General features: G+C 26.7%; 23 protein-coding genes. 9 read left to right on the top strand and 14 right to left on the bottom strand.

Translation table 11 applies throughout. The features are described 5' to 3' along the window. The 4 genes from FDK22_RS07715 to FDK22_RS07700 are packed head-to-tail and all read right to left on the bottom strand — an operon-like array spanning window position 1 to window position 5,586. On the bottom strand, window positions 1-1,116 hold the full coding sequence (locus FDK22_RS07715; protein ID WP_138152347.1) for a hybrid sensor histidine kinase/response regulator: 1,116 nt from the start codon (window positions 1,114-1,116) through the stop codon (window positions 1-3). After that, window positions 1,116-2,675, bottom strand: coding sequence for a sensor histidine kinase (locus FDK22_RS07710; protein WP_138152346.1), 1,560 nt, complete (start codon window positions 2,673-2,675; stop codon window positions 1,116-1,118). The genes FDK22_RS07715 and FDK22_RS07710 overlap by 1 nt, the downstream gene beginning before the upstream one ends. Beyond that, entirely contained in the window at window positions 2,669-3,793 is a 1,125-nt protein-coding gene (locus FDK22_RS07705; RefSeq protein ID WP_138152345.1) for an FIST signal transduction protein, read from the bottom strand. Before FDK22_RS07705 ends, FDK22_RS07710 begins: the two co-directional genes overlap by 7 nt. Then, window positions 3,790-5,586 carry a response regulator gene (locus tag FDK22_RS07700; protein WP_138152344.1) on the bottom strand — a complete coding sequence of 599 codons (1,797 nt, stop codon included), beginning with the start codon at window positions 5,584-5,586 and terminating at the stop codon, window positions 3,790-3,792. Before FDK22_RS07700 ends, FDK22_RS07705 begins: the two co-directional genes overlap by 4 nt. 173 nt (window positions 5,587-5,759) lie before the next feature. On the opposite strand from FDK22_RS07700, the gene FDK22_RS07695 reads away from it, so the two are divergent. The 3 genes from FDK22_RS07695 to FDK22_RS07685 are packed head-to-tail and all read left to right on the top strand — an operon-like array spanning window position 5,760 to window position 8,494. Beyond that, window positions 5,760-6,443 carry a helix-turn-helix domain-containing protein gene (locus FDK22_RS07695; RefSeq protein WP_138152343.1) on the top strand — a complete coding sequence of 228 codons (684 nt, stop codon included), beginning with the start codon at window positions 5,760-5,762 and terminating at the stop codon, window positions 6,441-6,443. A 43-nt stretch (window positions 6,444-6,486) separates the two neighbouring features. Then, window positions 6,487-7,227, top strand: coding sequence for a response regulator transcription factor (locus tag FDK22_RS07690; RefSeq protein ID WP_138152342.1), 741 nt, complete (start codon window positions 6,487-6,489; stop codon window positions 7,225-7,227). Then, window positions 7,214-8,494, top strand: coding sequence for a response regulator (locus tag FDK22_RS07685; protein WP_138152341.1), 1,281 nt, complete (start codon window positions 7,214-7,216; stop codon window positions 8,492-8,494). The genes FDK22_RS07690 and FDK22_RS07685 overlap by 14 nt, the downstream gene beginning before the upstream one ends. Before the next feature lie 9 nt (window positions 8,495-8,503). Here the strand turns inward: FDK22_RS07685 and mqnE are convergent, their stop codons facing one another. The 7 genes from mqnE to FDK22_RS07650 all read right to left on the bottom strand — a co-directional run bounded on the left by mqnE (window position 8,504) and on the right by FDK22_RS07650 (window position 14,089). Then, window positions 8,504-9,565 carry an aminofutalosine synthase MqnE gene (mqnE, locus tag FDK22_RS07680; protein ID WP_138152340.1) on the bottom strand — a complete coding sequence of 354 codons (1,062 nt, stop codon included), beginning with the start codon at window positions 9,563-9,565 and terminating at the stop codon, window positions 8,504-8,506. Between the two features lie 14 nt (window positions 9,566-9,579). After that, window positions 9,580-9,909, bottom strand: coding sequence for a hypothetical protein (locus FDK22_RS07675; RefSeq protein ID WP_138152339.1), 330 nt, complete (start codon window positions 9,907-9,909; stop codon window positions 9,580-9,582). After that, a complete protein-coding gene (locus tag FDK22_RS07670) occupies window positions 9,893-10,549 on the bottom strand; it encodes a carbonic anhydrase (protein ID WP_138152338.1) in 657 nt (218 codons plus the stop codon). The genes FDK22_RS07675 and FDK22_RS07670 overlap by 17 nt, the downstream gene beginning before the upstream one ends. Further along, the gene (locus FDK22_RS07665) at window positions 10,550-10,792 is read right to left on the bottom strand and encodes a hypothetical protein (protein WP_138152337.1); all 243 of its coding nucleotides are present in this window, start codon (window positions 10,790-10,792) and stop codon (window positions 10,550-10,552) included. After that, on the bottom strand, window positions 10,789-11,883 hold the full coding sequence (locus tag FDK22_RS07660; protein ID WP_138152336.1) for an aminotransferase class I/II-fold pyridoxal phosphate-dependent enzyme: 1,095 nt from the start codon (window positions 11,881-11,883) through the stop codon (window positions 10,789-10,791). Before FDK22_RS07660 ends, FDK22_RS07665 begins: the two co-directional genes overlap by 4 nt. 182 nt (window positions 11,884-12,065) lie before the next feature. Then, window positions 12,066-13,667: a cation:proton antiporter domain-containing protein gene (locus FDK22_RS07655; RefSeq protein ID WP_138152335.1), complete on the bottom strand. Its 1,602-nt coding sequence runs from the start codon at window positions 13,665-13,667 to the stop codon at window positions 12,066-12,068. A gap of 53 nt (window positions 13,668-13,720) precedes the next feature. After that, entirely contained in the window at window positions 13,721-14,089 is a 369-nt protein-coding gene (locus FDK22_RS07650) for a diacylglycerol kinase (RefSeq protein ID WP_138152334.1), read from the bottom strand. Window positions 14,090-14,181: 92 nt separating this feature from the next. Here FDK22_RS07650 and FDK22_RS07645 point away from each other — a divergent pair, with 92 nt between their 5' ends. Together FDK22_RS07645 and FDK22_RS07640 are read left to right on the top strand one after the other, a co-directional pair. Further along, window positions 14,182-14,853 (top strand): DUF502 domain-containing protein, encoded by a 672-nt coding sequence (locus FDK22_RS07645; protein WP_138152333.1) that lies wholly within the window; start codon window positions 14,182-14,184, stop codon window positions 14,851-14,853. Window positions 14,854-14,967: 114 nt separating this feature from the next. Then, on the top strand, window positions 14,968-16,395 hold the full coding sequence (locus tag FDK22_RS07640) for a chloride channel protein (RefSeq protein ID WP_138152332.1): 1,428 nt from the start codon (window positions 14,968-14,970) through the stop codon (window positions 16,393-16,395). 34 nt (window positions 16,396-16,429) lie between these two features. Here the strand turns inward: FDK22_RS07640 and FDK22_RS07635 are convergent, their stop codons facing one another. The 3 genes from FDK22_RS07635 to thiS are packed head-to-tail and all read right to left on the bottom strand — an operon-like array spanning window position 16,430 to window position 19,057. Beyond that, on the bottom strand, window positions 16,430-16,762 hold the full coding sequence (locus FDK22_RS07635; RefSeq protein ID WP_138152331.1) for a YraN family protein: 333 nt from the start codon (window positions 16,760-16,762) through the stop codon (window positions 16,430-16,432). Beyond that, entirely contained in the window at window positions 16,749-18,827 is a 2,079-nt protein-coding gene (locus FDK22_RS07630; protein ID WP_138152330.1) for a molybdopterin oxidoreductase family protein, read from the bottom strand. Before FDK22_RS07630 ends, FDK22_RS07635 begins: the two co-directional genes overlap by 14 nt. Before the next feature lie 29 nt (window positions 18,828-18,856). Next, window positions 18,857-19,057, bottom strand: a complete 201-nt coding sequence (thiS, locus tag FDK22_RS07625; protein WP_138152329.1) for a sulfur carrier protein ThiS — start codon at window positions 19,055-19,057, stop codon at window positions 18,857-18,859. A 128-nt stretch (window positions 19,058-19,185) separates the two neighbouring features. On the opposite strand from thiS, the gene FDK22_RS07620 reads away from it, so the two are divergent. The 4 genes from FDK22_RS07620 (at window position 19,186) to FDK22_RS07605 (ending at window position 23,197) form a co-directional block, all read left to right on the top strand. After that, a complete protein-coding gene (locus FDK22_RS07620; RefSeq protein ID WP_138152328.1) occupies window positions 19,186-20,361 on the top strand; it encodes an SO_0444 family Cu/Zn efflux transporter in 1,176 nt (391 codons plus the stop codon). A gap of 8 nt (window positions 20,362-20,369) precedes the next feature. Next, window positions 20,370-20,720 carry an ArsR/SmtB family transcription factor gene (locus FDK22_RS07615; RefSeq protein WP_138152327.1) on the top strand — a complete coding sequence of 117 codons (351 nt, stop codon included), beginning with the start codon at window positions 20,370-20,372 and terminating at the stop codon, window positions 20,718-20,720. A gap of 86 nt (window positions 20,721-20,806) precedes the next feature. Then, the gene (locus FDK22_RS07610) at window positions 20,807-21,544 is read left to right on the top strand and encodes a CHASE domain-containing protein (protein WP_138152326.1); all 738 of its coding nucleotides are present in this window, start codon (window positions 20,807-20,809) and stop codon (window positions 21,542-21,544) included. Between the two features lie 12 nt (window positions 21,545-21,556). After that, on the top strand, window positions 21,557-23,197 hold the full coding sequence (locus FDK22_RS07605; protein WP_138152325.1) for a PAS domain-containing sensor histidine kinase: 1,641 nt from the start codon (window positions 21,557-21,559) through the stop codon (window positions 23,195-23,197). Window positions 23,198-23,200: the final 3 nt, after the last annotated feature.

The following is a 23,200-nucleotide window of genomic DNA, read 5'->3' as shown; positions in this document are numbered from 1 at the left end:
CTAATCTACTTTGTCAAATTCTAATATAAATCTTACACCTTTCTCAAAATTTTCAAGACTTAATTTTCCACCAAATGTTTTTGTAATTACAAGTTTTACCATATATAATCCAATCCCACTACCTTCACTTTTTGTTGTGAAATATGGGTCAAAGATTTTCTCTAAATTATCCTCTTTAATTCCACCTGCATCATCTGTAAAAGTGATATAGTTTTTACCATTTTCACTATAACATCTAATCTCTATGTTTCTTTGTTCAATTTCTCTTTCATTGAAAGCTTGGATAGAGTTTGTAATAAAATTCATCACCACTTGAGAAAGTTCCATAGTAATACCATTTAATAAAAAATCATCTTCAAATTTTTCATGAAGTATTACTTTATTTTTATCTAAATGTGAATGCATTAGTGCCAATGAATCTTTCAAAGACTCTATAACAGAGAAGTTTTCTTTTGGTTTATTTGGATTGAAAAAACCTAAAAACCCATCAATTGTATCTTTCATATGATGAATTTGCTTTTTTGTATTTACAGAAAAATCATCAATTGTTTCTTTATCTAAATCACCATAGTCATATGAATATTTAATATCTTCACAATATAAAGAAAGGACATTTAATGGTTGTTTTAATTGGTGGGAAATAACTCCAATCATCTCCCCTATACTTGCCATTTTTGTATTATGAACAACAAGTTTATTTGCTAATTCTAGAGATTCTTTTGTTTCTTTATTTTTATTAAATAGGTCAATGTAGACTTTTAGTTTTGAAGTTAATAAAACATCATCTATAGGTTTTGTAATATATTCAATAGCCCCAAGGTCATAACCTCTTTGTTGGTATGAGTCTTTATCATATATCCCCGTAACAAAAATAATAGGGATATTTTTTAGATTCTCTATACCTTTTATATATTCAGCAAATTGAAAACCATCTATATCTGGCATTTGAATATCACAAAGGATTAAATCTACGGGGTGTTTTGTTAAAACAGAAATCCCTTCACTAGCACTTAAGGCACTATAAATATCAACATCAAACTCTTCAATAAGAAGTTTTAATGAATATATGTTTTCTTCAACATCATCAATTATTAGTATAGAGAATCTATTTTCCATTATATTCCTTTTATTTTCTTATTTATAGAATTTATTTCATTTTTTAAAGCAACATCTATTTCAATATCATTTGAAAATTTGAGATTTTCATCTTCTGTTAAAATAATCAGTTTCTCACTATATTCTAAAATAATACCATTTAATTCATCTTTATCAACTGTATCTATATCAATAATAATTTTTTTAATCTCATTATTTGCTACTTTTTGAATTTCATATTTTTTGAAAACTTGAATTATCTCAAAATCTTTTTGTAGGTCAATTATCATTTTGAAAAACTCTGAGGGATTTGTATTATAAACTATAACTTTCTCTTTAATCTCATTTTCAGTTGACTTATCAATATTTAAAGGAAGAGTTGAGTTATTTAAATCATGGTCATTATTTAAATCTAACAAATCCATATGTTCTAAGTTATCTAAATTTTTAGGAATAGTTACATAAAAAGTTGTCCCAACATCAACTTCACTTTTTACATAAATAGTACCTTTTAAAAGGTCAAGTAACTCTTTACATATTGCTAAACCTAGTCCAGTACCACCATATTTTCTGGTTGTAGTATTATCTGCTTGTTTAAATCTGTCAAAAATATTTTCAAGTTTTTCTTTAGGTATTCCAATACCTTCGTCTTTTACACTTATAGTCACATATTTATCTTCATCTTTTACATCTAAATAAATTGAACCATCTCCGACAAATTTTAAGGCATTACTTAAAAGGTTTTTTACTATTTGTTTAATTTTATGGTCATCACTATAAATATGATTGATTGAATCATCAAAATTAAAAAATAGTTTTACACCTTTCTCTTTTGCCTGAGGTAAAAACATTTCATAAATTTCTGTTAAGGTTTGTTTCAATATTACTTTTGTAAAAATTGTATTAATTCTTCCTGCTTCAAGTTTAGAAATATCAAGGACATCATTTATTAATGTCAGAAGGTAATTCCCACAACTATTTATAATTTCTAGATTTTTAATCTGTTTTTCATTTAATGAACCATCTTTATTTTTTTTCATTACCGATGAGATTACATTAATTGAGTTTAGGGGTGTTTTTAATTCATGACTCATATTTGCCATGAAATCATCTTTTGCTTTATTTGCTTCCCTTAATGCTTTTTTTTGCTCTTTTAAAAGTTTATTTGTTTCTTTTAGTTTTTCAACATTTAAACAAGCTTGTACACTCATATTTAATTTTTGTAAAAAACTTTCAAACATTGAGATAAAAAATGAACATTGAACTTCCATATTTTTTGTAACTAGAAATAAAGAACCAAAATGAAGTTTTATTATAAGTATTTTTCTATTCTCTTCAACTATTAATTTAATTTCATCTTCATAGTGAGAATAATCATTTGGATTAAAATCGTCAATCTTACCAAATGAAGAGAGTTTTTCTAAAAAGCCATCTTTGTTTTTTATACAGTATTGAGCAAAAATAGCATAAGTCTCACTTACAAAGGTTTTTAACGTTTCATCCATCATCTCTTTTAAGTCTAAAGAGTTTCCAATGGAACTATAACATTTGTATGTTATGGCGAGGTTTTGTACTAACATAATACACCTACTACGCAAGTTTTATTATAAAAGTTAATATATTCATTTCCATTATTTGCAATTTCCCCTAAAGTTAAAGCCCCAAATAATGTTTCATCATTAACTTGTTTTTTAATTTCATTAAGTTCTTTTTTGAAATCATCTTCTAAAAAAATACATCTTGAAATACAATCAAATAATACTACATTTTTAATTTCTAATTTTTCAGTATTTGATTCTAGTGCTTTTTTAATGGCATTATTTGATGAGGCAATTAAAGATTTTTTATTACCTTTTAAAATATTAATAGTTGAATTTTGTTCTAAATCACCAACTAATATCATATTCCCTTTTTCATCTTTTGCTATTGGATCACGGACAATTATCTCTTTATTAAATTTTACAATTCCAAGGGGATATGATTTTGCTATATCGAAAAAATTATCTTCTGTAATTTGTTTCCCTGATTCTTTTTCAACAACATTTTTATAGGTTTCAAAGGCATTATTAAATTTAAGTCCTGAATCTTCTTCTACAACACTTTTATAAACCTCAAAGGCATCCATAAAATTAAGAGATTTTAAAATATTTTTATTTGACGAGGTTACCATAAAAGGGCCTTCTAAAAACTCCCAACCATTTTCTACACCAATAAACAGTTTTGATTTTTTTGAGATAGTTAAAGCAGCATTTTCATATATACCTTTGTTGCTAAATATTACTGGCTCTTGTTTTAGTGTAAGTTTTCCCGCTCCTCCACCTAAAATTTCAACATTTAAAGGTAAAACATTAAATAGTGAATCAAGAAACGTACTTATATTTGAACTTAGACCATCTAATAAAACCATTAATGAATTAGCATCTTTATAATCCTTTTCCTTTAATTGTGGATTTTCTAGGTCTTCAATTAAATTTATTTTTTCATCTTCAAGTTCACAGGAAATTAAACCATTATCATAATTTGAGTCATTAAAAATTACTTGAGTAACAATTGCCCCATAAAATGAAATATTTGTTTCTTTTAGTTTTTTATAATCAAATTCACAATTTTCAGCTACAAGAAGATAATACTCTTTTTTACTACTTTGATTAGAAGATATAAACTCTTCTAGACTTTTATATAGTTTTATATTTTTCATGCCACTTCTCCTTGAACTTCAAAAGTAAGTTCTTCTTTTATTTCTAAAAATTCATCAATATTATTTAATAAGATATCTACAACTTTTGGGTCAAAATCTTTTCCTGCTTTTTCTTTTAAATACTCTATAATATCATCTAATTCCCAAGCTTTTTTGTAACATCTTTCACTCCCTAAAGCATCAAAGGTATCAACAACTGATAAAATTCTTCCATATATATGAATCTCTTCCCCTGCTAAACCTCTAGGGTATCCACTCCCATCCCATTTTTCATGGTGTTCATGGGAAATAATTGCAGCTGCTTTCATAATCTTTCTTTTAGAGTTTTTTAACATATCAAACCCAATTGTTGTATGGGTTTTCATAATCGCAAACTCCTCTTTAGTTAGTTTCCCTTTTTTATGTAAAATCGAATCAGGAATACCTATTTTCCCTATATCATGCATAGGTGCTGCCAATTGTATTAAGTTTGCTTCCTCTTCAGTAAATCCTAGTTTTTTTGCTAAAAGATATGAGTATTTTGAAACTCTTTTTACATGATTCCCTGTTTCATTGCTTCTTTGTTCACCTATTTCTCCTAAGGTTAAAATTACATCTTTTTGTGTAAGTTCAATCTCATGTTGTAAATTTATACTTGAAGTTAAATCATTTGCAGCAATTAAATATTCAATAATATTTTTATTAGAATCTAGAATTGGTGAAATATTAATATCAATATGTTTTTTCTCTTTTTTTGTATCAAAGATGATTATTTGTTCAGAAGCTTTTTTGTTCTTTAGATTTTCTAAAAATTCAACACAATTATTCTCTTCTAAATTAATAAAATTAAAAAAGTTTCTGTTTATTAACTCTTTTCTTTGTAATTCTAAAATTTTTAAAAATTTTGTATTTATAGTAATGATATTAAAGTCTTTATCTGTTTTTGCAATAGAGGTAATTTCATTTAATCCCCTTTGATATTCTGTTAAGAAATGGCTTTTACTTGTAAGATTATCTTTATAGTTTTTTATTTCAATATTTAAAAGATTATTTAATGAAATTTGGTCAGTAACATCATTTGAAATTGAAATATACTCTTTAGTATTGTTGTTAATATCTATTATTGGAATAATAATTGAGTCAATAATATATTCATTTTTATCTTTTGTGTAGTTTCTTAATCTACCTTTCCATTGCTCTTTATCTCTTAATTTTTCCCAAAGTTCTAAATATACACTTGATTTTTCTTCAATATGCTGATTAAAATTAAAATATTTATCTTTTACTTCATCAAAATTAAAACCAGTTACTTTTGAGTATAGATTATTTGTATATGTTATTTTCCCATCTAAATCAAATTTTACTACAATTGAAGCATCATCAATAACTTGTTTATATTGGTCTAATATTTTTTGATTCTCTTTTGCTTCAATTTTTTTACTTATAGAATTGATTTTTTCTATAAAAGCATCTAAAGAGATTGGTTTTAAAATATAACTATCAATATTTAAATCAATTGCTTCTAAAAGTGTATCACTTTCATTTCTAGCAGAAATTAATACTATAGGGAGATTTATATCTGTTTTTCTAATCTCTTTTGCTAATTCTAAACCATTTAAAATTGGCATATTGATATCACTTATAACTATATTAATATTATTGTTATAAAAAATATCAAGGGCTTCTTTTCCATTTGGAGCATAAAAAACCTCATTGAATATTTTTTTTAAAATAGATGAAAATTTTTTTGCAGTAGTAGGTTCATCTTCTACATATAATATATTCAAACTTTTTAAATAATTATTTTCAATCATTTTATACTCCTTATAATGCAATTATAGAATAAAAGGGTATTCTAATAGTATCATTGTATTTTTGTATTGATTTAATTTATAAAGGTATTAAAAAAGTATTATTTTAAGATATCTAAAGATATTATTAAAATATCTTTTATTGTTATAATAATCTAAAATAATTAGGAGTTTTTATGACTAAAAAAATTTATAATGCTAATTTTTTAAATACAAAGAGGGTACTTTTATTAACAAAAGATAATAAGGTAATAGATAGAATGAATGAAAAACTTACTCCATTATTAAAAAGTTTTCATATTAATAATTCTATTTATAATTCTGATTTTTTATTATATGATATGATTATTATTGATATTGATTATTTTGATATTCAATATCTTGATAGTTCATTATTTAATGATAAACTGAAGAATTTTAATATACCAATTATTTATATCTCTTCTGATTTAGAGTTTTCAATATTAGAATATATTGATAATGTCCCTTTAAACAATATTATCTTGAAAAATGAACAATTAGAATATATTGATATTTACATTGCTATAACAATGAAAAAAAATAGCAAGATATATTTTAATCATGATTATTCTTTTTGTATGAGAAAAAATAGATTTTATTTTAAATACAAAGAAGTTAATTTAACAAGTCTTGAAACTAACTTTATAAAAGTTTTACTTGAAAATAAAAATAGAATTGTTCCCTATGAAAAAATAATAGAAAGTGTATGGGAAGGAAAAAAATGTTCAATTTATAGTATGAGAAATGTTGTTAATAAAATTAGAGAAAAATCATACTATGAAATAATAAAAAATATATCAAATCAAGGATATATAATTAATGATTATAAAATTTACTGATTTATGATACCATTATAGTACGATTTATTAATAGAATTAGGTTATGGAAAATATAGAAAGTTACAAAAAAAATGCAAGAATACTTCTTGTGGAAGATGAATATGAAACTCAAGCTAAGTTGTTGAAGATTCTAAATAGAGTTTATAATAATATTATTGTAGCAAAAAATGGTGATGATGCTTTAATGATAATTAGAGACTTCTATTTAAGAGGTAAAAATTTTGACTTGGTGATTAGTGATATTAATATGCCAATAATGGATGGCGTTGATTTACTAAAAAATGTAAGACATATTGATGAACTTTTGCCTTTTATCTTTTTAACTGCTCAACTTGATGTTAAACAGTTATTAGATGTAGTAAAACTTGATATAAATGATTATATTCTAAAACCTATTGATGTGGAGCCTTTACTTCAAAGTATTGAAAAAGTTTTGAATAAAAACTACAAAAAGAATTTTTTAATAGGGGAGAAAAGTTCTATACTATTAGAAAATGGTTTTGAATGGGATATTGAAGAAAAAGTTTTATATAAAAATAACAGTACAGTTAAATTAACAAAAAAAGAGTTACAACTAATTGATATTTTGTGTAAAAATATTAATAGAGTAGTTAATACAGATGATATTATTAACTTTATTTGGGATGAGATAAAAGATTTTGAATCTGCAATAGCAAATTTGAAAAATCTTATTTCAAGATTAAGGGTTAAAATGCCAGATTTAAATATTGAAAATATGTATGGCTTTGGATACAAGCTAAGGATGAAAGATGGAAGAATTTAAATTAGAAAAAGAAAATATAAAAGTTTTATTTGTAGAAGATGAAGATTTAGCTAGACAAAAATTAGGGAAATTTCTTAGACGTAGATTTGAGGAAGTTGAATTATGTGAAAATGGACTTGATGGTTTTTTGAAATTTCAAGAAGCATTTACTAGTGGAAAAAAATTTGATTTAATTTTAAGTGATATTAATATGCCAAAAATGGATGGCCTTGAGATGCTTGAAAAAATCAGAGAGTTTGATAATGAAATCCCTTGCGCTTTTATTACAGCAAGAAATGAGAGTGAAAACCTTATAAAAGCTATCTCTTTACAAGTTACTGAATATATTTTAAAACCTATTGACCTAGAAGAGATTACTAAAAAATTAGACAAAATCTGCAATAATCTAAATTTAGAGAAAAAATTTAAAGCTCAAAAGTCAGAATTAGACAACTACTTAGATATTATAAACCAAGAGGCATTAGTTTCAAAAACTGATTTGAAAGGGAAAATCACCTTTGTAAATGATGGTTTCTGCGAGGTTTCAGGATATACAAGAGAGGAGTTAATTGGTGCTTCTCATAATATTGTTCGTCACCCTGATGTAAATAAATCTTTTTTTGAAGATATGTGGACTACTATAAAAGAGGGTAAAATTTGGAATGGTACCCATAAAAACTTAACAAAAGATGGAACTACATATTTTGTAAATACAAAAATTTTTCCGATTTTTGATATAAATAGAAAAAATATTATTGAATATATGGCTGTTAGATTTTTAGTAACTGAAGAGGAACAAGAGAAAAGAAAAAACTTTAAAAGATTTATTGAGCAGTTAACTGAGTATAAAAAAACAATTGGAAAATTAAAAACAGATAAAGAAAATCTAGATAAAAGATTAATTGAAACTCAAAAAACTTTTAGTGTACTAGAAGAAAAAGCAAGAGTTTCGGAAGATAAAAGAAAATCATTATTAAAGCAGTTAGAAGCATATGAAAGTAGTAATTTACAACACAATAAAATGGATATAATGGCAAAACAAGATAAGTCAAAACAATTTGATGATATGTATAAATCTTTAAATGCCTTAAAAACTAAAAACTTAAAGTTAGAAAATGATTTAAAAACTATGCAAGCAATGTATGATTCAAAAAATAATGAGGTTTCAAATCTAATAGAAAAAGAGATTGAAAATCAAAAAAGAATAAACGAGCTTAAGGATTTAGTTTCAAATTTACAAAAAGAAAATGGTGAATTAAGAGTAAAAAAAGGTGGTATTTTTAAGTAAAGACTTGGATTACCAAGCCTTTACTTCATTATAAACTGAATCTCTTTCAACTGGATCAAATCCAGTATTTTTGATTAAATCAACAAAAGAACTAAGTGGCATACCATGTTTACTTGCTGCACCTGCTGCACTTTGAATTGATTCTCTCTCAATAGTACCATCTAAATCATTTGCACCAAATTCTTGAGCTAATAGGGCAAGCTTGATTGTTGAGGTTACCCAATAAGCTTTAATATGTGGAATATTATCAAGTAAAATTCTAGAAATAGCCATAGTTTTTAAAATCTCTTGACCAGTTAAAAAATCTTTTACTTTTAAAAAGTTATTTTCTTTTTGATAAACAAGTGGAATAAAAGCATTAAATCCTCCTGTTTCATCTTGTAAATCTCTTAATCTTAACATGTGGTCAATTCTATGCTCTCTATTTTCAACATGTCCAAAAAGCATAGTTGCATTACTTTGATGTCCACTTTTATGCCAAAGTTTATGAATATCAAGCCATTGCTGTGAAGTTACTTTTCCTCCACAAATTCTTTTTCTCACCTTTTCATCAAAAATCTCTGCTCCACCACCTGGCATTGAATCAACACCGCTTTCAATCATTTTTTCAATAATTTGTTCATATGTTAAATTATACTCTTGGGCTAAAAAATGAATCTCAGCAGCAGTTAATGCCTTCACATGAATATCAGGGAATTTATTTTTGATTTTTCTAAATACATCTAGATACCACTCTAATCCAGTATCAGGATTGTGTGCTGAAACAATATGAACCTCTTTAATATCATTTTTCTTTGAGTTTTCAACAATATCTAAAATTTGTTCATGGCTCATTGTATAAGGGTTTGGGTTTTTTCTACTTGCACTATAGGCACAAAATTGACATACATCTTTGCAAATATTTGTTGGATTTATATGTCTATTGATATTAAAATATGTTTTTTTACCATGTTTTTCTAATCTAATTTCATTTGCAATTTCTGCTAGTTCAAAAAGCTCTAAATCATAAAGCTTTATTGCGTCCTCGTATGATAATCTTTCTTTATTTTTTAATTTTTCTAAAATACTCATAAATTTCTCTTCTTTTATTTACAGTCAAAATCTTCATTATATTTTCCATGGTTACTTCTATGAACGAAACCTATGCACTCTTTATTTAAATCTTTATCTAGAAACATAACTTTGTAAACTGTACTTTTAACTTTTGTTTCTTTATCTTCTACACTTAATTTATTAATTACTTTTACATTTGTAATGTTTTTATGTCCAAGGTCATGTAAAACCTCTTCCATCTTTAAATTTTTCGTAAACATTATAAAAAGAAAACCTAAAAAACAAATTACACTCATAATTACTATAATAATTACAGTTTTCTTTGGTAGTTTTCTAACTTCTATATTATTTTGTTGGCTCATAGTTAAACTCACTTAATGGTTTGAATGTATCTGTTTCTTTTTCGTAAAAATTAATAATACCTGTTGCTATATCATAATACCAACCATGGATTTGAAGTTTCCCAGTATTTACTAATTTTACTACATCTGGATAAGTCATTAGATTATCAAGTTGATGTCTAATAGAGTTTCTCTCTGTTACTCTATACATCTCTTCTTCAGTTGTGAATTGTTTATTTTTTAGGGTTCTTTCTTTTGCTTTTTGACCAAGTTTTAACCAAGTTTTTATGTGAACATACGATCCGTTCTCAGGTATCTCTTGATATAAAGATTTGCAAGCTCCACAGTGTGAATGACCACATACTATAATATGTTTTACTTTTAAAACTGCAATTGCAAACTCAATTGCAGCTGCACTTCCATGAAAATCTTCATCATGTTTAAATGGTGGAACAAAATTTCCAACATTTCTTAAAATAAACATATCTCCAGGTTTTGTATTTAACATTAGGTCTGGAGTTACCCTACTATCACTACAACCAATAAACATCACTTCTGGATGTTGTCCATATTTTACTAAGTTTAAAAGTTCTTCTTCCATATGGGGATATTTCTTTTCTACAAAGTAAGCATTTCCTTCAATTAATTTTTCTAAAGGCATTTAATCTCTCTCTTCACCTAATATTATTTTTTGGTCTTTTGTTGTTATAACAGTAATTTTTTTGATATTATCTTTTTCTTCATCTTCTTGATGTTTATATTTAATCAAATAATCAACTTTGTGACAAGATACCAAAGTTGTAAACTTTGATAATTTAATCACTTCACATTTTTTCATATTTGTAAAATTTTCATTTGCTAGGGAGCATAAAACTAAAGAACTGATAAGTAATAATATTTTCATTTTAACTCCTTAATTAATCTACAAACTTTTGCAAGCTCATCTGTACTAATATCAATTTTTGCAATAAGTCTAATAATTGCACTTTTAACTGTTGGTTGCCTGATTGCACCAACTAGATAACCTTTTTCTTTCAATTGGGTTTGAATCTCAATAACTTTTTTATTATCCGCAATTTCAATTGGAATAATTAAACTATCTGAATTTATACCTAAAATATCATTTATTACTTGTAAATTGGAATTAATTCTATTTTTTAAAAAATCAGTATTTTTTAAAATAAAATTTAAAGCTTCATGCCCTAAAGCAATATCAAATAGTGATGGGGCAGTTGTATAAATCACTGCCTTTGCACGATTTAGTAAAAATTCAATAATCTCATTTGAAGCTAGAATATATGCACCATAACTTCCATAGGCTTTACCTAAAGTACCCATTTTAATATGATTTTTTTGTGGTTTAATTTTATAGTGGCTAAAAATACCAAGAAGATTTTCACCTAAAACTCCTGAGGAGTGTGCTTCATCTACAATTAAAAGTGCATTTTGTTTTTGGGCAATATCAAAAATCTCTTTAGCAGCCAAATCTCCACCCATTGAATAAACACCTTCAATGGCAATTATTTTTCTACCCTTTACTATAGTTGAATTGATTTTTTCATCCAAATTTTTATGGTCGTTATGTTTAAAAATAACAACTTGTTTTTCATCTAGTAATTTACTTGCTAACATCCCACTTGCGTGGTAGTCTTCATCAAGGAATAAAACATCACCTTTTCTTACAAGTGCTTCAATCATAGAGATATTAGCTAAAAAACCACTTCCTACAACTAAAGCATCTTCAAAATTATTTGCTTTTTTTAAAGCATCTTCAAAATCTTTATGTATTTTCGAGTAGCCATTTACAAGCATGGATGCTTTTGGCGAGGAGTATTTTTCTTTTAAAATTTTTTTATAAGCATTTTCAAAAAGCTCTTTATTTGTGGATAGTCCAAGGTAATCATTTGATGCAAGGTCAATTAAGTTTTCATCATAGATTTCTCTTTTTCTATAGCGGTTTGATTTTTTTATTGAATTTAGCTCTTTGGAATACAAGTCAGATATCTCTTTTTTTGGTTAAATTTTGTAATTTTATTGAAAAAGCTATTAAAAATTGTTAAATTTATTTTAAATGCTACTGTTTTGCTATTATGCTTTATTATAATTTCTTCACCTACTAATTAAACGTCCTTCATAGTAGAGAAAAGAGCAAAGTGATTTGCTCTTTTTTTTTGCTTTTAATTTTGGATATCTAAAGCTTTATCAACAATTAATTTTGCAGTTTCAAGTTGAGAATGAACAAATTGATTGATGTTTAAATCCCTTAATTCTTTTTTTTCATCTAAAGAATCAATTTTTACAATTAATTTTGAATCTGCTTTAAAGTTTAAAATCGCTTCACAAATTAATCTTTTCTCTTTTAAATTTGATAAAGCTACTATTATAGATTGTGCTTCATCAACTTTAAGTGATTCTAAAACTGGTAATTTCTCAATATGTCCAAAATAAGCCATATAACCATTTTTTCTTGCTAACAATACATGCTTTAAATTATCTGAAATTATTACAAAGGGTTTACCTTTTTCATTTAATTGCATAGCAATAATTCTTCCAAGCATTGAGTATCCACAAATAACAATATGGTCTTTTTTATTAATAGGTGTGATTTTATCTGATTCATAAAATTCAACAACAAAATATGAAGCTAATTTATAGATATTATTAACAATAAAAGGGGTTAAAATCATAGATAAAGTTGTAACTAGTATCAAAAATTTCGCAGTATCATTTTCTAATAATCCATCGGTACTAGCTAAGGCAAAAACTGCAAAAGAGAATTCACCAACTTGACACAAAGCTAAAGCAGATTTTATTGAATCACTTTTATTTAGTTTTCTTCTCATAATGGCATAAATTACCAAGGCTTTTATGAGCATTACAGCAATAAATATTAAAAATACATAGTGGATATTACTAATTAAAAAACTCGCATCAATTTTTGTACCAACAGAAAAGAAAAAAGTTCCCAATAGTAAATCTTTATATGAAACAATATCTGATTCTACTTTTATGTGATATTTTGTTTCTGCAATAATCATTCCGGCTATAAACGCCCCTAAAGAATAGGTAAATCCTAAATAATGAGCTAAAATTGATGCTCCAAATAAAATTGACATTACCGAACCAAGAAATAATTCTTCAAGTCTACTATTTGATGAAAATTGTAATAACCATGTAGAGGCTTTTTTACCAATTGTAAACATAAATACTATAATTATTACAGCAGATAAAACTGTTTTTAAAACTATTTCACTCATACTTAATGTCTCATTTGATAAAAATGAGATTAAAAGAAGTATTGGAATTACTGCCAAATCTTGGAAAACTAAAATTGCAGTTGAACTTTCTCCATATGGAGTATAGATATCCTTTGATTGTTTTAAGTAACTTAAAACAATTGCCGTTGATGAAAGTGAAAAAGCAAGGGCAATTATAATTGAGGAGTTTGTATCAATTGCAAATATAAACTTTGAGATTAGAAAAATTATAATAGCACTAATACCAACTTGAAGTGAGCCATTAAGAAATAAAAGCTCTTTCATCTTTTTAAGTTTATCAATTGGCATCTCTAATCCAATAGTAAACATTAAAAATACAATACCAAATTCTGCAATTAATAAAAGTACATCATTATGAGCCCCTATATCAAATATAGGTGCCATTATGGCACCAGTTAAGATATACCCAATAATATGTGAAATTGATAATTTTTTTAAAATTAAATTTAATACAGTTGCTAAAGCAAGGGATAAAAATATTATTAATAGTGTTGTTTCCATGGATAGATTTTATCCAAAAAAATAGAAAAATAATCTAGCTTTTTGTATAAGTTTTATATTAAATGGAAACTATCTAATAAGATTAAACTCCATGAGACTAAGGCTATTATTATTGAAATAAAAACTGCTGCACTTCCTGCATCTTTAGCTTTGCCTGCTAAAACTGCATGTTCTAAGGTTACTAAATCTATCGCCCTTTCAATGGCAGAGTTTATAGCTTCTGTTAAAAGCACAAGTGAAATTGTTGAAAAAAGTATAATTTTATTTGTAAGTGTAGTATCTATGTAAAATAACAAAACAAGAGCAATAATAAAAAATATTAATTCTATTTTAAAAGAATTTTCTGTTTTTATAATATCTTTTAAACCTTTTAAAGCATAAGTAGTATTTTTTATAAAATGATACCTAGGTTGATTTCTCATTTTCTCTCTTTTTTAATATTGTATAGATTTTAATTAAATTCAGTTACCAAAAGGTTATAATACAAATATATAATTTAAAAAAAGGTTTTTTAATGCTTGAAAAAATAAAAGAGTTTTTTGCCCATGGTAAAGATCATATAATAACTGTTATTTTAAAAGGTTTATTTTGGCTTGCTCCTATTGCTGCAATTACAATGATTGTTTTATGGCTTTATGAAAATGTAAATCAATTAACTGGACAGCTTTTTCATTTAGTTGGTTTTGAACCAAATAATTATCCAATATTATGGACATTTATAGGTTTAGCTTCATTGGGTTTTTTAGCATATGTATTAGGTGTTTTTGTAGAAACTGGTATGATGGATTTTATCCAAAAACTTTATTCAAAAATCCCTGGGTATGAGACTATTAAAGAGCTTATAAATATTTTTAATACTTCAAAATCTGGAGAGAAAAAGGTTTTAGTTGTTTTAATTCGTGGTTTTTCAAAAAATGAATACAATGTTGGACTTATGTATTCTACAAAAGAATCTATTGTAAAAGACCACTACACAGTTGTTTTATCAATGACTCCCATTCCAAATGGTGGATATATGTTTGAAACACACAAGGACAATATTTGGGTTATAGAAGAGGCGACTTTTGATTCAAATTTACAATATCTTTTATCTATGGGAGTAAAATCATTACCTGAGATTTTAAAAGTTGAACCTAAGTGTATTGAAGAGTATAAAACACTAGGGGAACATTTAGAGTGTAAATAATGAACATATGTCCAAAAGATTTAGAAAAAAGCTATTTTTGCATCACTTTTATAACGGAAAATTAAAACTTTTATGTTAGAATCCTTTTAAAGATTCTTATAAAAAGCACACAGTATGGATAATAATAAAAAAGTAACAACTCACATTACAGAACAAACTGTAATGTTCGCATCAATCACAAAATGGATTTTACTATCTTCCCTTATTGGAGGCATCATTGGAGCGATTGTTGCTGGGTTTTTAAAAATTCTAGAATACTTTGAAAATCAAAGGGGTGAATTACCTTTTGAGTATTATTATACTTTACCTTTTGCTTTAGTTTTAACAGTGGTAATTGTAAAAAAATTTGCGCCAAGTGCTGAGGGACATGGGACTGAAAAAGTTATTGAAGCAGTTCATAAAAATCAAGGAAAAATGAATATTGCTGTTGTGCCTATTAAACTAATGGCAACAGTTATTACAATATTTTCTGGTGGTTCAGTTGGTAAAGAGGGACCTGGAGCACAAATTGGTGCTGCTTCTGCTTCATTTATTGCAACGATGTTTAAATTCTCTAAAAGAGATAGAAAAAAAATGGTTATTTGTGGTATTAGTGCAGGTTTTGCATCTGTATTTGGAACACCTTTAGCTGGAGCTATTTTTGGGGTTGAAATTCTTATTGTTGGTGCTTTAATGTATGATATTTTGTTACCTTCAATAGTTGCTGGATTTTCTGCTTTTTTTGTGGCTAAAATGTTTGGAATAAGTTATACTTACTTTGATATTGCCTATTATGTAAGCTTTGATTTTGATTATGTTTTAATAGCAAAAGTTATCTTAGCAGGTGTATTTTTTGGGTTAGTTTCTGATTTTATTATTACAACTTTAAGATATATTCATAATCTTGCAAAATCGATTAATCTACATTATATTATAAAAGCTTTTTTAGGTGGAGTATTAATTGTAATTCTTGCTTTAATTTTTGGAGATGAATATCTAGGTTTAGGTTTTGAAACTATAAAAGATTCTATTTCCGCAAGCTCAATGGACCATGAAAGTGTTCCTTGGTATGCTTTTATTTTAAAAACTTTATTTACTGCTTTAACATTAGGTTTTGGTGGAAGTGGAGGGGTTATTACTCCAATTTTTTATATGGGTGCTACAAGTGGTAATTTCTTTGGAAGTTTAGTTGATAGTTATATCCCTTTATTTGCTGCTTTAGGATTTGTTAGTGTATTAGCAGGAACAACAAGTGCACCAATTGCTGCTATGATTATGGCTGTTGAGTTATTTGGTATTAATGTAGCTCACTATGCAGCTTTATCAATTATTATTGCTTTTTTAATGACAGGTCATAGAAGTGTTTTCCCTTCACAAATCTTATCTGTTAAAAAAAGTGATGCTTTAAATGTAAATTTAGGTGAAGAGATTGAACATACAGAAGCTTCTTATACAACTAGATTTTTTATAAATGTAAAAAGAATAATTAGAATTTTATATATAAAATCAAAAAGGTCTTCTATAAGGAAAAAAAGAAGAAGAGATAGTGACTCTAAACTTTAAATTCTTTAGAATGATTTTTAATAATTGTGCTTTATTAAAAGGTAATATTCTCTAAAAGTTCTATTTTCTCTTTTACTACAATTATAACATCAATACAAAAATCAGTATCTAAAGATTTTTTTTGTAAATAATAATCAACACTTCTTTTTAACTTTGAAAGTTTAGAAGGTGTAACATTGTTTATAGCAATTTCATAATCATCTGCTGATTTTACCTCAATAAAGTGATATACCTTTTCTTTTTTGCAAATGATATCTATCTCTCCTAGCTTTTTAGCATAGAAATTTTGTTCAATAATAATAAAGCCTTGCGATTTTAAATAATCGCAAGCTTTTTTTTCAGCAATATCACCCTTATGCCGACTCAACTTCTACTCGTAAAGATTTAAATCTAGCAGTTAGAATTAGTTCATCAGCTTCATCACCAAAGATATAATTAATCTTTGATTCTGGATGGTGGAAAGTCGTAAAAAGTGTTCCAGGTTTGATTTTACTTGTATATTTAACTGGTAAAATTGCTGTTTCACCATATTGGGTTTTCATTATAATTTGATCACTTCCTATTCTTTCAAAATCCTCTTTTGATGCTAAAACTACATCTTTGTCATATCTTGAATTTAGAGCATCACTATGTCTTGTTTGGGCTGAATTGTTATAATGAACTATTGTTCTTCCTGTTGTTAGATAAAATTCATTTTTTTCAAATGGTATATCTTTAACTAGTTTTTCAATTTGCTCTCTTAATTTATATTGGTGGTATTGAAAATATCCCTTTCCACTTTCAGTTCTAAACTCTTCTAAGTGTAAAATTGGAGTATCTTCTTTTGTGATTGGCCACTGCATACCTCTGTTTCTATTTTTTGATAGTTTATGGTATGTTGCCCCATGAAATCTAGAATAAACCTTTTCTTTAGTTTCATTCCATACATCTTCACTTGTTTCATAAATAAACTCACCATTTATTTTATTTTCAATATCCCTTAATACTTCCCAATCATCAGGTAAATCACTCTCCACAAGGGGTTGAGATAGATGAAGTCTTCTCATGGCATTTACATAAACACCAGTTTTTTCATAGGCTGATTTTACACCAAATACAATATCTGCTTTTTTAGAGATTTCATTCATAAATAGTTCATTTGAAATAATTAATTCTAAATGCTCTAATGCTTTGTGAATTTTATTTTGATTTGGATGAATGTGGGCAATATCTTCACCCATTACATACATCGCTTTGATATTATCTTTTAACATCTCATCAATAAGCTCTGGTGTCATAAGACCTATCTCTTTTGGAGTTGCATAATCAGGGTCAAAATATGGTAAACAACCTGTATCACAGGCTCCTTGGACATTGTTTTGTCCCCTTAAAGGCATAAGTCCAGTTCCCTCTTTTCCAATATTACCTGTTAAAAGTGCTAAATGAACAATTGCCATAACTGCAAAACTTCCATCAAGGTGCTCTGTTATTCCTAATCCCCAGAAAAACATTGATTTTTTATTTGCATATTGTCGTGCTACTTCAGGGATTTGATCAGCTAATTCTTCATAACCTTTTATACTTCTCAAAAATTGCGGATTTGCATATGGGTCATTTAAAATCGATTCTTTGTACTCTTCAAAACCTTCACATCTTGAATCAATAAATTTGTTGTCATATAGTTTTTCAGACAAAATTACATAAGCCATCATATTTAAAACAAGTAGATTTGCTTCATATGGAATTACTAACTCTTTACCATATTTTCCTATTTGAATATTTCTTACATCTATAACTGTAACTTCAGCCGTTTTTGCTTTAGACGCTTTAATAATTCTATTTGAAACAATTGGATGAGCTTCTGTTGTATTTGAACCCATGATAATAATGTTTTCAGTTTTATAAATATCATCAAATGGGTTTGTAGCAGCACCTTCACCAATAAGTGGCTTCATCCCTTTTAAACTTGGACTATGGCAAACCCTTGCGCAACAATCAACATGGGGTGAATCCATCCCCTCTCTTACAAACTTTTGGAACATATAAGAACTTTCGCATGAAGTTCTAGCTCCTCCCATACCACAAAAACTATGTCTTCCATATTTTTCTTTAATTTCACTAAGTTTCCATGCGGCAAGGGATGTTGTAAACTCATAGGGAGTTTCAAAATACTCCTCATCAAAATCTTTTAAGGTTTTAGCCCTTGCTTTTAGTTCCCTTGGCATCTCATCAAAGTTTTTTTCAATAAAAGATTTTTTAACTCTTGTATTTCTAATTCTTTGTTCACTATGAACAAAATCAAAACCCTTTGCACCTTTGATACATAGTTTACCTTGACTAACATATCCATCATTTTGTGCATAAATTTTTAAAATTTTATTATCTTGTACTTGACCTGTAATGTCACAACCTACACCACAGTAAGTACAAACTGAATTTATATCAGCAATCATTTCCCTCTCCCTACTTTAAATTAATCTAATCAACCACCACCAACAAACTGCAATAACTCTAGTTTATCATCCTCTTTTACTACATAAGTATTCCACTCATCTTTTTTAACTATTTCCATATTTACAGCTGCTGCCATAACTTTATCTTCAATTTTTAGATTTGTAATTATGGTTTGTAGTGTAGAGTTTTCTTCAAACTCTTTTGCTTCACCATTTATTATTAATTTCATTCCTTACCTTTAGTTTTTTTAGATTTTATCTAAATTAAGTCAAATTTATTTTAAAACACGAGATAACTTATTTTTAATTAAGGCAATTATAGTATATTAGCATATTCTAATATACTACTGGAGTTACAATGGAAATTGTATTAAATTTTTTTGAAAACTTTTTATCTTTGTTAAATGCAATGTCAATTTATATTATTGCTGGTTTATTTATAGCTGGAGTTTTAAAACAATTTATCCCCGATGATTTTGTGGCAAAACATTTAGGTGATGATTCAACAAGTTCTGTTGTGAAAGCAACTATTTTTGGCCTTCCTTTACCTGTTTGTTCTTGTTCTGTTATTCCAATAGCACAAGGTCTTAAAAAAGAGGGGGCTTCTAAAGGTGCTGTTCAGAGTTTTTTAATTTCTACTCCTATTACAGGTGTTGATTCTATTTTGGCAACTTATTCTTTATTTGGCTTTGTCTTTACAGCATTTAGAGTAGTCTCTTCAATAATTATTGCTATAAGTGTTGGTCTAGTACAAAATTTTGTGTTTAGAGAGAAGAAAGAAAATAAATTTAGTGAAAAAAATGTTGAAGAAGAATCAAGTAGTTCTTGTTGCTCTTCATCTAGTTGTTGCAGTTCAAAAAAAGCTTCAAAAAAGTTTTCTTTTCAAGGGGCTTTAAAATATGGATATGTAACTTTGTTTAATGATATGGCAAAGGCTCTTATTATAGGGCTTATACTAGGGGCACTTTTTATATCGGTTGTTCCAAAAGAGTATACACAAATGTTATTTGAAAACCAATTTTTGACATATATTGTAATTATGCTTTTTTCAATACCTTTATATACTTGTGCTACTGCATCATTACCTTTTGCAGCTGCTTTTATGATGCAAGGTATGTCACCTGGAGCTGTATTTATATTTTTAACAGCAGGTCCTGCAACAAGTATGGTAACTATGAGTGTAGTTTATAAGATGTTAGGAAGAGGGGCATTAATAGTATATTTATCAGTTATTGCAGTTTTATCTTTAGCTTTTGGTTTTATTTATGATACTTTTTTCAAAGAATTAAGTGTTTTAACTATTGTAACAAATCATGAAGATATATCTATTATAAATTGGATAGCATCATTTATTATGATTGCTTTAATTCTATACCATCTATTAAAAGATAAGTTTAGTAAAAATAAATCTTGTTGTGAAACTAATACTCCTAAAGAAAGTTTTAAAACAACTCAAAATAGTTCATTTAGTCCATTAAACCCAAATATGTCAAAACCAAATTTAGCAACAAAAATTGATTTTAGTAAAAAATAAGGAAGATTTTGAAAAACGATACTAGCTGTTTAAGAACTGAAATAAATGAGGAACTCATTGAAAATGAAAGAAAAGAGATTTCAAAATTAAATGATGTATTCATAAAAGAAGCAAAGATTTTTTCTCTTTTAGGAAGTGAGGTTAGGTTAAAAATTGTTTATCTTCTATTAAAACATGAAAAACTTTGTGTATGCGATATAAGCGATATGATAAAAATGAAACAGTCCCCTGTTTCTCAACATCTTAGAAAATTAAAAGATGCTGGTATTTTTATTTCAAAAAGAGAAGGACTTCAAATTAATTATTACATTTCATCTTCATATAAAAGTGAGTTAAAAAAATTATTTAATTTTATATAATCAGAAATAATCAAGAGATTTTATTTAAAATGATTATTAAATCATATTATGATAACATTAATTCAAACAAATAATGAGTTTTAGAAATGAAAATTAATAAACCAATAGTAACTTTTGTTATTACCTTTCTTATTGTATTTTTTACCCTACTTAGTTTTTATATGTTTTATAAAGAAAAAGAGGATAAAGAGATATCTAATAAAGCAAATCTTTTGATGTTAAATGTTGTAAATGAGATTCAAACGAAAATCTCACAAGGTGTAACAGCAATAGACTCACAAGTACTTTTACTTAAGCAAAATAATTATAATACCAAAGATTTTGATAAATGGGCATTTGAAATAATGAAAGGGAAAGATTCAATTGCATGTTTACAGTTAGCAAAGGATGGTATTGTAACAAATATTTACCCCTATGAAGAGCATAAAATAGCTATGGGACATGATCTTTTAAAAGATAAAAGAAGAGATGATGGAGCACTTTTAGCTATTGAAAAAAGAGATATAACATTTGTAGGCCCAATTAAATTAATACAAAATGAAAAATATGCATTAATTGCTAGAAAACCCGTTTTTCAAGAGATTAATAGTAAAGAAAAATTTTGGGGATTTTCTACTGTAATTATATATGTTGATGGTATTATGAAATCCTTAGAAGATAAGATTAAAGATAATGGCTTTGAGTATCAACTTGAAGGTTTTAACCCAGATGCTAAAAATAGACCTTTATTTAGTAAAAGTGATTATTTTACTGGTAAAAATCCTTTAGAATTTGATGTTAATGTACCTAATGGAAAATGGATTTTTACCTTAGAAAAAAAATAAAAAGATTTTTATATGGCATATTTTCTTATTACTTTAGCTTCATTTTTATTTGCATATCTAGCTTTTAGATATGAAAAACTAGTTATTAGAAATAATGCAATTCTAGAACATTATAATGAAGAATTAGAAAGTGAATTGAAAAAAAGAACAGCCCAATTAAATAAACAAAAAAAACAACTTGAAGAGAGTGAATTTAGATGGAAATTTGCTGTTGATGGAAGAGGTGATGGACTTTGGGATTGGAATGTGGATACAAATGAAGTTTATTTCTCAAAAGCTTGGAAAGAGATGCTTGGATTTAAAGAAGATGAGATTCAAGGTTCTCTTGAAGAGTGGAAAAAAAGAGTTCATCCTGATGATTTAGAAAAAGTTTATGAAGATATAAATTCTCACATGAATGGTGAAACAGAAGTTTATTCCAATGAACATCGCGTGATGTGTAAAGATGGTTCTTATAAATGGGTTCATGATAGAGGTATTGTGGTTCAAAGAAATGAAAAAGGCAGACCTACTAGACTTATTGGTACTCATACTGATATTACTCTTAGAAAAGAGACTGAATTTAAGATGCAACAGGCTTTAATTGTTTATGAAAATACCAATGAAGGTATTATGATTACTAATTCAAAAAATGAGATTATAGATGTAAATCATTCTTTTTGTAAAACTACAGGTTATAGTTATGAAGAGGTTATTGGTAAAAATCCTTCTATCCTAAAATCAAATATAAAAGAGTCTGATTTTTATAGACAGATGTGGCAAGAGTTAAAAGATAATGGTTCATGGCATGGTGAAATAACAAATAAAAAGAAAAATGGTGAATTATATGAAGAGTATTTAAATATTAATACTATTAAAAATAATGATGGTACAGTTATTAATTATATAGGTATCTTTTCTGATGTTTCAGTTTTGAAGCAGCAAGAAAAAATGATTTTACAACAAGCAAGAACTTCTGCAATTGGTGAGATGATTGGTAATATTGCCCATCAGTGGAGACAACCACTATCTGCAATTTCAACTGCTTCAACTGGATTAAAAGTTCAACTTGAAATGGATATGGAGATTTCAAAAGAGGAAACTATTGAATCCCTTGAAAAAATAAATTCTCAAACACAATTTTTATCAAGAACAATAGAAGATTTTAGAGGTTTTTTTAGTGAAGATATGTCTGAGGTATTTGAATTTGAAATAACTGAAGCAATTAACAAAGTAAATGATTTAACAAAAGATTCTTTTAAAATCAATTTTGTTCAAGTATATTATGATATTGAAAAAGAAGTATTTATTTTAGCAAATAAAAATTTATTAATTCAAGCCTTGATAAATATTTATAACAATGCCCTTGATGTATTAAAAGAAATAGAGGGTAAAAGATTACTTTTTATATCTGTAAAAAAGAATGATTTTAATACAACATTGAGTATAAAAGATAATGGTGGAGGGATATCTTCTTCTAATATTGAAAAAATATTTGATCCTTATTTTACTACTAAACATCAATCTCAAGGAACAGGTATAGGTTTATATATGAGTCATCAAATTATTGTAAAACAATTAAAAGGTAATATCTTGGCAAAAAATGTTAAATATGAACATGATGGCGAAGAGTTTATGGGAGCTTTATTTACTATAATAATTCCAACAAAATAAAGT

The sequence above is a fragment of the Arcobacter arenosus genome (genome assembly GCF_005771535.1).
Taxonomy (GTDB): domain Bacteria; phylum Campylobacterota; class Campylobacteria; order Campylobacterales; family Arcobacteraceae; genus Halarcobacter; species Halarcobacter arenosus.
This window is presented reverse-complemented; position numbering and strand designations above follow the sequence as displayed.